The organism is Ralstonia sp. 24A2 (genome assembly GCF_051783885.1).
In the GTDB taxonomy this organism is placed as follows: Bacteria; Pseudomonadota; Gammaproteobacteria; order Burkholderiales; family Burkholderiaceae; genus Ralstonia.
Genome location: NZ_JBPVZD010000002.1, coordinates 1,282,089 through 1,294,488 on the forward strand (window position 1 = coordinate 1,282,089; position 12,400 = coordinate 1,294,488).

Genomic DNA, 12,400 nt, shown 5'->3' on the forward strand with positions numbered 1-12,400 from the left:
AGCGCCCGGCGGTTCCCGATGCCGCCGGGCTGATCCTGCACACTGCGCTTTCCGTATGACGCATTTCTTCTCGCGGCCGCGTGCCCGTAAGCTGACGGCTGTTGTGTTGTTGTCGACGTGGCTGGCTCCATTGCCACTGCCCGTGTTGGCGCAGGTGCCGGCCTCTGCTCCGGCGGCCTCGGCCAATCTCGGCCTGGGTTCCGCTGCGCAGGCGGACCAGGTGCAGAGCAACCTGAATCGCAGCGTGCAGATTGGCCGCCAGTCGCCGTATCTGCAGAAGGACCCGACCGTCATTGACGCGCCAACGTACGAGTTGCCTGACATGGGCGACCCATCCACGGCGGCGCTGTCACCCGACATGGAGCGCCGGCTGGGCGACCGGGTGATGCGCGAGATTCGCCGCGACCCGGATTACGTGCCCGATCCGCTGCTCAGTGACTACCTGAACACCATCGGCTTCAAGTTGATCGAGGCGGCGCGCCGGCAGCACGTGGCGGGCAGCACGTCGTCGTCGAGCTTCGAGCTGTTTGCAGTGCGTGACCCGGCCATCAACGCGTTTGCGCTGCCAGGCGGCTATATCGGCGTGAACACCGGCACGCTGGTGGCCACTGAGAGCGAGTCGGAGCTGGCCTCCGTGCTCGGCCACGAAATCGGCCACGTGCTGCAGCGGCATATCGCGCGCGGTATCGACAAGTCGGGTGAGTCGATGTGGATTGCGCTGGCGTCGATCCTGCTGGCTGGCCTGGCCGCCACCAAGAGCGGCGACGCGGCGCAGGCGCTGGCGATTGGTGGGCAGGCGGCGGCGGTGTCGAACCAGCTCTCGTTCTCGCGCAGTGCCGAGCGTGAGGCGGATCGTGTCGGTTTCACGTTGCTCACCGGTGCCGGTTATGACCCGGAGGGCATGCCGGACTTCTTCCGCCGCATGCAGCGGGTCACCAACATTGCCGATACCGGCGTGATCCCCGGTTATGCGCGCACCCACCCGCTCACCGGTGAGCGCATCGCCGACATGGCCGACCGCGCACGCGGCCTGCCGCACCCGCGCCAACCGCGTCGGCCGGAGTTCGGCTTTGCCAAGGCGCGTGCGCGTGTGCTGCAGGAAACGTCGACCAGCTCCTACATCGATGTGCGCAATGCGATGCAATCGCAGCTGTCCTCGGCACCGGATGCACCGGTCGAGAAGCGTGCGGCGCTGTGGTACGGCGTAGCGGTGGCCAATCAGATGGCGGGCCGATTGGACGAGGCCGAGCAGGCGTTGCTGGAGGCGCGGCGCCTGTACGGCAACATCCCTGGCATCACCTCTGGCAGTGTCGATCTGGACGTGACGGCGATCGAGTTGGCGCGTGCCCGCAACCGCATGCCCGAGGCATTGACCTTGTCGCGGGCGGCGCTTGTCGCCTATCCGCTATCGCGCGCAGTTGGCCAGACGTATGCGCAGACGTTGCTGGCGGCGGGCCGGATCGACGACGCGATTCCGTATCTGAAGGACAAGACCCGCGAAGACACCGCGCAATCGATCTGGTGGGACATGCTCGCACGTGCCTATGCCGACAAGGGCAAGCGTCTTGAGCAGCATCGCGCATTGGCCGAGAAGTACGCGCGCGACGGTGCATGGGGCTCGGCGGTCGAGCAACTCAAGCTGGCGCGCGAAGCGGGGGATGCGGATTTCTACACGCTGTCCGAAGTCGATGCGCGATTGCATCAGATGGAGCGGCAGTACAAGGAAGAGAAAGCCGAGGACAAGGCGCTGCCGAAGTAGTCGGGTGGCGCAGCGGCCTGTTGCCGCTACGCGGTCGGATGCGGCACGAACCCGTAGCGCCGTGCGACTTCTGCGCGACGAATCGGCTCGATATCGAACGTGCGATCACCGATGGTGAGCGTGCCGAGTGCGGCGCCGCATGCGTCTCCATGCCATTGCACGAGCGACGAAAACGGCTCCAGGTCGTGATCGTGCAGCACGGCGATGGTGTCTTCTGCATCCCGCCCCGCCACGCGTCCAGACAGCAGTACGTTGCCTTGCTCATCAGCAAAGCAGCCGATGGGTGTGAAGGCCGCGCTCGTGGTCGTGGTGAAGGTGGGTACGAGGCTGCCGGGCGCCAGTCGCACAATCCACGGGGTGTAGTCCAACGCCACGAACACGCGCTGCGGCCCGTTCTGGAAGAACCATTGCCCCGCGTCGTCGTGTGCGTAGTTGCGGACGATGAAGTCGATGAGCGGCGCATGCCGGATCGGATCCCCCGACAGCTTGTTGGCCTGCGCGAATTCGTTGCGCATGCGCCATTGGCCGCGTCGGTCCAGCGCCAGCCAGCCGAAGCAGTTCGGTACGTTCGGCCATTTGGCCATCGCTTGGCGGACGATGTCATCCATGGGAATCCAAGCCTCCGGCCTGCGCCTGGCGACCGAGCACATCATCAAAGAAACGCAGCACGCGTGCCGGCATCCAGTCGATGCGACCGGCCATGTTGCGCAGGCCGCTGTCGTGGCGCAGCAGGAAGCCGACGTGGCCGCCATGTTGCGGCTGGTCAAGCACGATGTCGGGTGAGACGTCGGCGGGGCCGGGCAGGTGCTGGCCGGGCAGGAAGGGGTCGTTGCGCGCGTTGAGCACCAGCGCCGGCACGCGCACGTCGCGCAGGATCGGCTTGGACGATGCGCGTGTCCAGTAGTCGAGCACGTCGCGGAAACCATGCAGCGGCGCGGTGACGAGGTTGTCGAATTCGCTCAGGTTGCGCGCGGCGAGCATGGCGGCGCGGTCGTACAGGCCGGGGTGCTGGTCGAGCTTGGCGTTGGCCTTGGCTTTGAGCGTGCGCAGGAACATGCGCGTGTACACCATGTTGAAGCCGCGAGACAGCGCTGCGCCGCCGGCCCGCATGTCCAGCGGCGCAGAGACCGTTGCAGCAGCGCTCAGGTGGCGTGCGCCGGTACCATGCTCACCCAGGTAACGCAGCAACGCATTGCCGCCCAGCGAGATGCCCACGGCCAGCAGCTTGCGGCCCTGGGGCTGGCAGACCGTCCGGTAGAGCCGCTCAAGAATCCACGCGATCTCGGCGCCGTCGCCGCAGTGGTACATGCGCGGTGCGCGGTTCATCTCGCCCGAGCAGCCACGGAAGTGCGGGATCACGCCGGGCCAGCGGCGCGCGCGCAGTGCATCCATCAGCAGGCTCGCGTAGTGGCTGCGTGAATCACCCTCCAGGCCGTGGAACATGACGACGAGCGGCGCATGCGCATCCGTGTCGTGCGAGGTCCAGTCGAGATCGATGAAGTCCTGGTCGGGCGTGTCCCAGCGCTCGCGCCGGTAGGGGATGCGCGGAAAGCGCCAGAGGCGTGCCGGCACGATGGTCTGTGCGTTACCGCCGATGAGCCACCACGGCGAGCGGAACGCGTGTGGCTCGAACGGCCCCGCCAACATGGCGCCGAGGTTCAGTTCAACGGGGGCAGCTTGGCGGGACGAGCGGGTCATCGGACGAATGCATCAGCCACGCCCAGCGTGGCTGGTTTAGTGCAGGGAGTGTGTGGCGCTGGAGATGGAGGCCGCCACACGTTCTTCCGCCGCCTGGCTGGAGTGCACGTGGGCGATGCGCCAGCCTTCGTGGTTCTGCATCAGCACGTAGGTCGTGTGCACGTACAGATCGGCTTCGGTGGCGGTGGCGGAGAAACGCAGGGCTTCGGTGGCTTCGAAAATCGATACGCCCAGCGACGAATGCACCTGTTGCGAGAGGCACTCGATCCAGACCGGGTTCTTCTCGACCAGCGCATCCAGGCAACCGCGCAGTTGCTCGTGGCCGTGCAGGCGCTGGCCGTCGGGCAGGATGAAGCTCACGGAGTCCTCGTCCAGCCACAGCCTGAGCGCGCCATCGGCATCGCGGCGCTTGAGCGCATCGCGATAGGCTTCGAGGATGTCCTCGGCGGCTTCGAATAGGCGGGCAAATCGTGGCATGGCGGCTGGACGTTGAGGGAAAGGCTACAGACCTAAGCCGGCTGCAGCAGCCGGCGCAATTCATGAAACACCATCTCGGGGCCGATGTCGCGCAGGCAGCGCAGATGACCCAGCGGGCATTCGCGCGCAAAGCACGGACTGCACTCCAGATGGAGCCACATGATACTCGCAGCGGGCGACAGCGGCGGCGTATGGCGCGGGTCGCTGGAGCCGAATACGGCCACCTGCGGGCGCCCCAGGGCTGCCGTCACGTGCATCAGGCCTGAGTCGTTGCAGATGGCAGCTTCGGATCGGGCGAGCAGTTCGATGGCCTCATCCAGCGAGGTCTCACCGCACAGGTTGCGTACGAACGGCGCGCGTTCGACGATGGCGTTGGCCATCTCGCGGTCCTTGCCCGAACCGAGCGCGACGATCTGCGCATACGGGAACGAGCGGCGCAGCATCTGTGCAAGCTCGGCAAAGTGCTCGGCGGGCCAGCGCTTGGCGGGGCCGTATTCCGCACCGGGGCAGAAAGCGACCAGGCGCGCATTGCCGGGGATGTCGAACTTGGCCGAGGTGGCGGCCACGCGCTGCACGTCAACGTTCAGCTTCGGGTCGGGCAGGGCGTCGGGCAGCTTGGCGCCGGGCTTGAAGGCCAGCGCAGCATAGTGCTGCACCATCGGCGGACGCGCGTTCTTGGGCGGATTTGGGTAGCGCACGTTCAGCACGCCCAGGCGCGACTCGCCCTTGTAGCCGATGCGCAGCGGAATACCGGCCAGCCACGGGATCAGCGCACTCTTGAACGAGTTCGGCAGCACGTAGGCCGCGTCGAACGTCTCGTTCTTGAGCTGCTGGGCGAACATCGTGCGGCTGCCGAGCTGCAGCTTGCCGTGCGCGAGGTCGGTCGGCAGCACGCGGGCAATCTCGGGCATGCGCGCGAGCACGGGCGCGACCCACTTGGGCGCGATGGCGTGGATCTGCGCGCGGGGGTGCCGCGCCTTGATCTGCGCAAACAGCGGTTGCGCCATCAGCGCATCACCGATCCAGTTGGGGGCGACGACGAGGATCTTGCGCATCATCGACTCGCCGGGCGTACGTTGCGACCGGCGTCGTACTGCGTGTGAAGACGGCTCAATGGTGGCCCTTCAGTTCAACGCCGGGAGCCAGCTTGTAGACGGTGCCGCAGTACGGGCACTTGACCTCGCCAGTGTCGGCGATGTCGAGGAACACGCGCGGGTGGTAGTTCCAGGCCGGGGTCTTGGCGGTCGGGCAGTGCAGCGGCAGGTCGTCTGCGCCGATTTCGATCGTGGGTGCGGTGTGCGTGGTCATGATGAGGTGGATTGCCGGCACGGTCTGAACAGGTCAGCCGTGCCTTGGTATGGGCCGCAAATTCAAATGCCGAAAAATTTGGCGAAGAGGCGAAATTGTAAGGGGTGGGCGCGGGCGCGCCAACGCCGATTGTTGCACTGCGTGGTGCCCGGCACGAATCGTTGTACCGGACAAGGCGCGTGCGCATTGGCGTTAAGCGGCTGCTTAACATCAAAAGTATAATCGTGCGTTTCCTACGAGCCACCCATGTCGCCCCCGACGCATCCGCGCCCGCGCGCTGCCGGCAGCCTTTGTCCGGACCCAAAAAAAGAGACGAATGCGCCGCTTATGGGGGTGTCATGCCGCTAGTCCGCTGGAGCACTGCGCTGCAACGCCGCTGGCAGGCCATCGACCCCGCCGAGCGCGCCGGTTTCTTCACCGGCATCCGCGCCTACGCACCGTCGCTGCCGCCGGTGTTCACCTGGGGCGTGGTGACGGGCGTGGCGATGAGCAAGTCGGTGCTGACCATCCCGCAGGCGATCGGCATGACGATCTTCGTCTATGCGGGGTCGTCGCAACTGGCGGTGCTGCCGTTGCTGGCCGCGGGGTTGCCGATCTGGACGGTGCTGCTGACGGCATTCATCGTCAACGTGCGCTTCATCATCTTCAGCGCGGGGCTTGCGCAGCATTTCGGGCACCTGCCGTTCGTGCGGCGGGTGGTCCTGGGCGTGTTCAACGGCGATCTGCCGTTTGTGCTGTTCACCCAGAAATATCCCTCCGCGGCGCCGGAGGCGGGCAAGGAAGGGTACTACTGGGGCATGGTCCTGCTGAGCTTCGTGGCCTGGCAGGTGTCGTCCATCCTGGGCATCGTCGCGGCGAGCCTGTTTCCTGATGCGTGGGGCCTGGCGCTGGCCGGGACGCTCGCGCTGATTCCTGTCATGGTGTCGACCATTCGTGGCCGTGCCACCCTCATGGCGGTGGCCGTGGCGGCGGTACTGGCGCTGGTTGCCTTCAAGCTGCCGTATCGATTGAGCCTGGTGATTGCTGTCACCGGCGCCATGGCTGCGGGCCTGGCCGCCGACGAGGCCGTCGCACGCCTGCAATGGCAGCGCCGCCGTGCCGCACCGGCGACAGCCGAGGAGGAGGACGCATGAGCGCGCTGGAGATCTGGCTGGTCATCGCCGGCATGACGGTGGTGACGATTGTGACGCGCTCGCTGTTCCTGATCGTGGGCGACAAGGTGGCGCTGCCGATGCGTCTGCAGCACGCGCTGCGCTTTGCGCCAGCGGCTGCGCTCATCGCCATCGTGCTGCCTGACCTGCTCTGGAATCAGGGCCATTTTGATGCGACCTGGACCAACCCGCGCCTGATGGCCGGTGTTGCGGCTACTGCGTTCTATGTGGCGACGCGGCGCATGCTGGGCATGATTTTCGTCGGCATGGGGGTGTTTACCGTGCTGCGTCTCTGGGGATGAATGTGTCGGGTTCTGCTTCCACGCGCAACGGCGTGATCTTCGCGTTTCTGGCCTACACGATGTGGGGCCTGTTTCCGCTGTACTTCAAGCTGCTCAAGGCCGTGTCGCCGGTGGAGATCCTGTCGCACCGGGTGATCTGGTCGTTGGCGGTGATGGTAGTGATCCTGCTCGTCAAGCGGCATTGGGCGTGGTTGTGGGCGCTGCGCACGCAGCCGCGCGTGGTGGGGCGCTACGCGGCCAGCACTGCACTGCTGGCGGCCAACTGGCTGACCTACATCTGGGCGGTCAACCACGATCACGTGCTCGACGCGAGCCTGGGCTACTTCATCAACCCGCTGGTGGTGGTGATGCTGGCTGCGCTGGTGTTGGGCGAGCAGCTGCGGCCCGTGCAGTGGGTATCGGTGGCGCTGGCGGCGGCCGGCGTGGCGTGGCTCACGTGGCAGGCCGGTACGCTGCCGTGGATCGCGCTGGCGCTGGCGTTTTCGTTCGGCTTCTATGGCCTGCTGCGCAAGACCTCGCCTCTGGGTGCACTGGAGGGGCTGACGCTGGAGACGCTGCTGCTGTTTCCGTTGGCGCTGGCCTACTTGGGCTGGCTGGCCGCGCAGCAGCAGAACGCTTTCCTGGCCGCGTCGCCCGGCATGCAGTTGCTGCTGGCGCTGGCCGGCCCGCTGACCGCGTTGCCGCTGCTGCTGTTCGGCGCCGGGGCGCGGCGCATTCCGCTCTCGCTGCTGGGGCTGCTGCAGTACGTGAGCCCCACGCTGCAACTGCTGCTGGGCGTGTGGCTCTACAACGAGCCGTTTGCCGGGCCGAAGGTGGCGGGCTATGTGCTGATCTGGATCGGCCTGGCGGTCTACAGTGCCGAGAGCGCGCTGCGTCTGCAGCGTCGCCCTCAGGTGTTACCGGCTAAGTAACACGGTCGGCGTGACGGGCACGCCGTTCCACGCCATCGGTGTATCCAGCAGTTCCACCTTGGTGATGGCCTTGTCGCCAGGCACGTTGATGGTCCACAGCTTGAAGCTGTCGCCGCTGGTCGGATCTGTCGTGCTGGTGGCTGGTGTGCCGGTCGGGCTGAACCACGGGCGGAAGCCGCCTTGCAGCACACGCGTGATCTGCGAGTTGTCGGCGTAGGTCACGCGCACAGTGTAGTCGCAGCCGCTGGCGTGGCAGTACCACGCATACGTGCCGGTGTTGGGCACGATGGCGGCACGGTCGGCAGCGCTGGCCGGGTCAAAGGTCTGGATCAGGTTGCCGGTGAACGGCAGCGGCGGATAGATCTGCGAGACACCCGCCGTGCCCGCGCGGCTCAACGTGATGGCGATGGCGTAGACCGGTACGTTGGTCTGCGTCGGCAGGTTCTGGTTGATGCCGTACAGGCCGTTGTTGGTGGTCGTGGGCGCGTAGGTCACGCGTGCCTGCGTGGTGGCATTCCACTGGCTGTAGCCGGTGGGCGAGGCCGTGTCGACCAGGATGCGGTTCTGCAGCCAGGCCTGCATCTTTCCCGTATTGAAATCCGAGAACGTCGCGAACTTGTAGCCGGGTGATTGATCGCCTGCGCCGCCCTGCATCGGGTCCTGCTTGATGCAGCGGTTGGCGGAATCGGTCTGGTGGCCGCTCGCACAGTTGGCGTAGCTGCTGGCCGTGGTCGGCACGCGGATGTCGAGGAACTGGTTCTTGTTCGGGTCGTAGCCCCACACCGAGCCCGTCAGGCTGCCGCCCGCGTACGGATACGTGCCGGCGGTGTAGGCATCGCCCGCATGCGGCAAGCCGAACGCGTGACCCTGCTCGTGGATGAAGATGCCGGTGTAGTTCTGGTCGCCCACGCCCGCGTTGCCGCCGCCCAGGCCGCCGCCGAGGAACACCGGCTTGTTCGTCACCGGGTCGACCGGCAGGATCGGCGCGTAGTACTGGTTGTTGGTCGGGCCTTCGCCGTTGGCGTTGCGCAGGCTCTGGATCAGGCTGAGCACGGAGCTCATCACCGCGTAGCCGTCCTTCTGCTGGCTCATGGCGGTGACGACATAGGCGGGCTGCGCCACGTTGGCGCTGTCTGCACGCGGCCCGATCACCATGCTCAGCCACGACACGCGCCCGATCGGGTGATTGGCTGCGGTGAGTGCCGAGACCGGCCACTTGGCGAAGATCTCCTGCTGCGTCACGGCGTCCGGCGCCTTGACGGTCGACAGCGGTGTCGTATTCGAATCGTTCGCGCCAAAGAGGTAGAACGGCAGCACACGCAGCGTGATGTCGGCGTTGGTGCCGAAGCTGGGTGTGTGGCTGGTGCTGGCGGTGTAGTTGGCTGCCGATACGCGGAACGACGTGCCGGGCACCATCCACGCGGCAGGTACGGTCACGCTCCAGCGGTCGGTGGCGTACGGGCGGCCGGCAGATTCCGTGGGCGGCAGGGCGGCGGGCGCATTCAGCGCCAGGCTGCCGACCAACGCGCCGTTGCGCCAGGCTTCCAGCGTCGGTTGCTGCACGTCTGCCTGGCCGATCGACACCAGCGCCAGCGCCGCCCGACTGCCGGTGAGTTGCAGCGTGCCGGTGGTGTTCGGCAGCGTCCAGGTGATGCCGCCCTCGGGCAGCACGTGGGTCTGCGCAAATTCCAGCTTATTCAGCGCGAGCGGGCCGGCGGCCGGCGTGGTGGGCGAGCTGGGGGTGCCGGTCGATCCGCCGTCCGGTTGGGTGCTTGATGTGGTGCTGGTGGCGCCACCATCGCCGCCGCCGCAAGCGGTCAGCAATAGGGTGGTCAAGGCGGCCGCCAGCGTGGCGCGGCCCAGGATTGGCGCTTGGCTCATGGAAAACTCCCGACGTATTTATGTTTATTGGCGCGCACATTCTAGCTTTGTGGAGGATTGTGAAGCTAGGCGCGCTCCCCTAGTCAGGGGATTCGGGGTTTCGTTCGTCCGTTTTACGGCAAGGGTGCAAGGGTGATCAGGTAAAATCGTCGTTTTCCGCGATTCCTACTGTTGCTGCCATGCCTCACGTTCTGCGTCTGTCCGATCTCATCTCCGAAGGCAAACTAGCCGGCAAGCGTGTGTTTATCCGCGCCGACCTCAACGTGCCGCAAGACGACGCCGGCAACATCACCGAAGACACCCGCATCCGCGCCTCCGTGCCGGCCATCCAGGCTGCACTGGGCGCTGGTGCTGCCGTGATGGTCACGTCGCACCTGGGCCGCCCGACCGAGGGTGAGTTCAAGCCGGAAGACTCGCTGGCACCGGTTGCCAAGCGCTTGGCCGAGCTGCTGGGCCGTGACGTGAAGCTGGTGCAGAACTGGGTGGATGGTGTGGAAGTCGCGCCCGGCCAAGTTGTACTGCTGGAAAACTGCCGCGTGAACAAGGGCGAGAAGAAGAACAGCGACGAACTGGCCCAGAAGATGGCCAAGCTGTGCGACGTCTACGTCAACGACGCCTTCGGCACCGCCCACCGCGCAGAAGCCACCACCCACGGCATCGCCAAGTTCGCCCCGATCGCCTGCGCCGGCCCGCTGCTGGCCGCTGAGCTGGATGCGCTGGGCAAGGCACTGGGTGCGCCCAAGCGCCCGCTGGTCGCCATCGTGGCCGGCTCGAAGGTGTCGACCAAGCTGACCATCCTGAAGTCGCTGGCCGACAAGGTGGACAACCTGATCGTCGGCGGAGGCATCGCCAACACGTTCATGCTGGCTGCCGGTCTGAAGATTGGTAAATCGCTGGCCGAAGCCGATCTGGTGGGCGACGCCAAGGCGATCATCGACATGCTGGCCGCACGCGGTGCGTCGGTCCCCATCCCCGTCGACGTGGTCTGCGCCAAGGAGTTCAGCGCCACTGCTGCTGCCACCGTCAAGGACGTGAAGGACGTGGCGGATGACGACATGATTCTCGACATTGGCCCGAAGACCGCCGCGCAACTGGCTGACCAACTGAAGGCTGCCGGCACGATCGTGTGGAACGGCCCGGTCGGCGTGTTCGAATTCGACCAGTTCGGTAACGGCACCAAGGTGCTGGCCGAGGCGATCGCAGCCTCGTCGGGCTTCTCGATTGCAGGTGGCGGCGATACGCTGGCTGCCATCGCCAAGTACAACATCGCTGACAAGGTGGGCTATATCTCCACCGGCGGCGGTGCGTTCCTGGAGTTCCTGGAAGGCAAGACACTGCCGGCCGTGGAGATCCTGGAGCAGCGCGCACAGAACCAGGCAACCACGGCCTGATTGCGTTCCACTCGCATTGCCCAATAACACCAACGAGACACCGCCCATGACCCGCGCTACCAAGATCGTCGCCACGCTCGGCCCCGCGTCCAGCACGCAGGAAGTCCTGACCCGCATGATCTCGGCCGGGGTGGACGTGGTGCGGCTGAATTTCTCGCACGGCACCGCGCAGGACCATATCGACCGAGCGCAGCTCGTGCGTGAAGTAGCGCGCTCGGTGGGCCGCGAAGTGGCCATCATGGCCGACCTGCAGGGTCCGAAGATCCGCGTCGGCAAGTTCGAGAGCGGCAAGATCACGCTGAACCCGGGTGATCGCTTCACGCTCGATGCGCGTTGCGAACTGGGCAACCAGGAGCGCGCCGGTCTCGACTACAAGGAGCTGCCGCGCGACGTCGGCCCCGGTGATCTGCTGCTGCTCAACGACGGCCTGATCGTGTTGCAGGTCGAACGCGTGGTCGGCGAAGAGATCGAAACCATCGTCAAGATCGGCGGCGAGCTGTCCAACAACAAGGGCATCAACCGCCAGGGCGGCGGGCTGTCGGCCCCGGCGCTGACCGCCAAGGACATGGAAGACATCAAGACCGCGATGGCGCTGGGCGCCGACTACGTTGCGGTCAGCTTCCCCAAGAACGCCACCGACATGGAAATGGCGCGCCAACTGGCCGTGGTGGCCGGCGCACCGCACAACCACAAGCCGCGCATGATCGCCAAGATCGAGCGTGCCGAGGCCATCCGCCCGGGCGTGCTCGAAGAGATCCTGGCCGCGTCCGACGGCATCATGGTTGCCCGCGGTGACCTGGCAGTGGAAGTGGGCAACGCGGCCGTGCCGGCACTGCAGAAGCGCATGATCAAGCTCGCGCGCGAAGCCAACAAGCTGACCATTACCGCCACGCAGATGATGGAGTCGATGATCGTCAACCCGGTGCCGACGCGCGCCGAGGTGTCGGACGTCGCCAACGCCGTGCTGGATGGCACCGATGCGGTGATGCTCTCGGCAGAAACCGCCGCCGGCCGCTACCCGGTCGAGACCATCGAAGCCATGGCAGCCATCTGCGTGGAAGCCGAGAAGTCGCAGCCGGTGCACCTGGATACCGACTTCCTGGAGCAGACTTTCAGCCGCATCGACCAATCGATCGCCATGGGGGCGCTGTTCACGGCCTACCATTTACAGGTGAAGGCGATCGCCGCGCTGACCGATTCCGGCGCCACCGCCCTGTGGATGAGCCGTCACGGTATCAACGTGCCGATCTATGCGATGACGCCCAATGTGGGTTCGCAGCGCAAGATGGCCCTGTACCGCAACGTGCAGGCGCTGGCGATGGCCACCAGCGCCGACCGTGACGAGGCGCTGCATCAGGCGGAAGAACTGCTGGTCGCGCGCGGCGTCGTGCAGCGCGGCGACTTCATCGTCCTGACCGTCGGCGAGCCGATGGGGCAGGCGGGCGGCACCAACACACTCAAGATTGTCCGCGTGGGCATGCATTGACGTTCTGCATGTCCTGCACCAGGGAACACCGGTTGC

At 66.1% G+C, this 12,400-nt stretch carries 12 protein-coding genes; 6 read left to right on the plus strand and 6 right to left on the minus strand.

Features of this window, described 5'->3' with window-relative positions:
- Positions 1 to 55: 55 nt before the first annotated feature.
- Complete coding sequence (locus ACS13N_RS10910; RefSeq protein ID WP_438931677.1) at positions 56 to 1,759, plus strand: beta-barrel assembly-enhancing protease; 1,704 nt, start codon at positions 56 to 58, stop codon at positions 1,757 to 1,759.
- Between the two features lie 26 nt (positions 1,760 to 1,785).
- Here the strand turns inward: ACS13N_RS10910 and ACS13N_RS10915 are convergent, their stop codons facing one another.
- From ACS13N_RS10915 to ACS13N_RS10935, 5 genes are read right to left on the minus strand one after another with little or no spacing between them, the layout of a single operon-like run.
- Positions 1,786 to 2,367: a DUF2946 family protein gene (locus tag ACS13N_RS10915; protein WP_438931678.1), complete on the minus strand. Its 582-nt coding sequence runs from the start codon at positions 2,365 to 2,367 to the stop codon at positions 1,786 to 1,788.
- Positions 2,360 to 3,457, minus strand: a complete 1,098-nt coding sequence (locus ACS13N_RS10920; protein WP_438931679.1) for a YheT family hydrolase — start codon at positions 3,455 to 3,457, stop codon at positions 2,360 to 2,362. Before ACS13N_RS10920 ends, ACS13N_RS10915 begins: the two co-directional genes overlap by 8 nt.
- A 36-nt stretch (positions 3,458 to 3,493) precedes the next feature.
- Positions 3,494 to 3,934 (minus strand): YybH family protein, encoded by a 441-nt coding sequence (locus ACS13N_RS10925; RefSeq protein ID WP_039600699.1) that lies wholly within the window; start codon positions 3,932 to 3,934, stop codon positions 3,494 to 3,496.
- A 32-nt stretch (positions 3,935 to 3,966) separates the two neighbouring features.
- Positions 3,967 to 4,992 (minus strand): lipopolysaccharide heptosyltransferase II, encoded by a 1,026-nt coding sequence (waaF, locus tag ACS13N_RS10930; protein WP_039600698.1) that lies wholly within the window; start codon positions 4,990 to 4,992, stop codon positions 3,967 to 3,969.
- 52 nt (positions 4,993 to 5,044) lie between these two features.
- Positions 5,045 to 5,242 (minus strand): zinc-finger domain-containing protein, encoded by a 198-nt coding sequence (locus tag ACS13N_RS10935; RefSeq protein ID WP_296223835.1) that lies wholly within the window; start codon positions 5,240 to 5,242, stop codon positions 5,045 to 5,047.
- 338 nt (positions 5,243 to 5,580) lie between these two features.
- On the opposite strand from ACS13N_RS10935, the gene ACS13N_RS10940 reads away from it, so the two are divergent.
- Genes ACS13N_RS10940 through rarD form a run of 3 tightly spaced genes read left to right on the plus strand, consistent with a single transcriptional unit; the run spans position 5,581 to position 7,606 of the window.
- Positions 5,581 to 6,375, plus strand: a complete 795-nt coding sequence (locus tag ACS13N_RS10940; RefSeq protein ID WP_438931680.1) for an AzlC family ABC transporter permease — start codon at positions 5,581 to 5,583, stop codon at positions 6,373 to 6,375.
- A complete protein-coding gene (locus tag ACS13N_RS10945; protein ID WP_048934102.1) occupies positions 6,372 to 6,695 on the plus strand; it encodes an AzlD domain-containing protein in 324 nt (107 codons plus the stop codon). The genes ACS13N_RS10940 and ACS13N_RS10945 overlap by 4 nt, the downstream gene beginning before the upstream one ends.
- The gene (gene rarD, locus ACS13N_RS10950; RefSeq protein ID WP_438931681.1) at positions 6,692 to 7,606 is read left to right on the plus strand and encodes an EamA family transporter RarD; all 915 of its coding nucleotides are present in this window, start codon (positions 6,692 to 6,694) and stop codon (positions 7,604 to 7,606) included. The genes ACS13N_RS10945 and rarD overlap by 4 nt, the downstream gene beginning before the upstream one ends.
- On the opposite strand, the gene ACS13N_RS10955 is transcribed toward rarD, so the two are convergent.
- Positions 7,592 to 9,487, minus strand: coding sequence for a M66 family metalloprotease (locus ACS13N_RS10955; protein ID WP_438931682.1), 1,896 nt, complete (start codon positions 9,485 to 9,487; stop codon positions 7,592 to 7,594). The two genes, rarD and ACS13N_RS10955, sit on opposite strands and share 15 nt — an antisense overlap.
- 179 nt (positions 9,488 to 9,666) lie before the next feature.
- Here ACS13N_RS10955 and ACS13N_RS10960 point away from each other — a divergent pair, with 179 nt between their 5' ends.
- Positions 9,667 to 10,878, plus strand: a complete 1,212-nt coding sequence (locus ACS13N_RS10960) for a phosphoglycerate kinase (RefSeq protein WP_438931683.1) — start codon at positions 9,667 to 9,669, stop codon at positions 10,876 to 10,878.
- Between the two features lie 46 nt (positions 10,879 to 10,924).
- A complete protein-coding gene (gene pyk, locus ACS13N_RS10965) occupies positions 10,925 to 12,364 on the plus strand; it encodes a pyruvate kinase (RefSeq protein WP_438931684.1) in 1,440 nt (479 codons plus the stop codon).
- Positions 12,365 to 12,400 lie beyond the last annotated feature (36 nt).

Excerpts from the sequence above, each read along its gene's own strand:
- ACS13N_RS10945 (WP_048934102.1), top strand. The coding sequence starts at position 6,372 with ATGAGCGCGCTGGAGATCTGGCTGGTCATCGCCGGCATGACGGTGGTG.
- ACS13N_RS10915 (WP_438931678.1), bottom strand. The coding sequence starts at position 2,367 with ATGGATGACATCGTCCGCCAAGCGATGGCCAAATGGCCGAACGTACCG.
- ACS13N_RS10920 (WP_438931679.1), bottom strand. The coding sequence starts at position 3,457 with ATGACCCGCTCGTCCCGCCAAGCTGCCCCCGTTGAACTGAACCTCGGC.
- ACS13N_RS10940 (WP_438931680.1), top strand. The coding sequence starts at position 5,581 with ATGCCGCTAGTCCGCTGGAGCACTGCGCTGCAACGCCGCTGGCAGGCC.
- rarD (WP_438931681.1), top strand. The coding sequence starts at position 6,692 with ATGAATGTGTCGGGTTCTGCTTCCACGCGCAACGGCGTGATCTTCGCG.
- pyk (WP_438931684.1), top strand. The coding sequence starts at position 10,925 with ATGACCCGCGCTACCAAGATCGTCGCCACGCTCGGCCCCGCGTCCAGC.
- waaF (WP_039600698.1), bottom strand. The coding sequence starts at position 4,992 with ATGATGCGCAAGATCCTCGTCGTCGCCCCCAACTGGATCGGTGATGCG.
- ACS13N_RS10955 (WP_438931682.1), bottom strand. The coding sequence starts at position 9,487 with ATGAGCCAAGCGCCAATCCTGGGCCGCGCCACGCTGGCGGCCGCCTTG.
- ACS13N_RS10935 (WP_296223835.1), bottom strand. The coding sequence starts at position 5,242 with ATGACCACGCACACCGCACCCACGATCGAAATCGGCGCAGACGACCTG.
- ACS13N_RS10960 (WP_438931683.1), top strand. The coding sequence starts at position 9,667 with ATGCCTCACGTTCTGCGTCTGTCCGATCTCATCTCCGAAGGCAAACTA.
- ACS13N_RS10925 (WP_039600699.1), bottom strand. The coding sequence starts at position 3,934 with ATGCCACGATTTGCCCGCCTATTCGAAGCCGCCGAGGACATCCTCGAA.
- ACS13N_RS10910 (WP_438931677.1), top strand. The coding sequence starts at position 56 with ATGACGCATTTCTTCTCGCGGCCGCGTGCCCGTAAGCTGACGGCTGTT.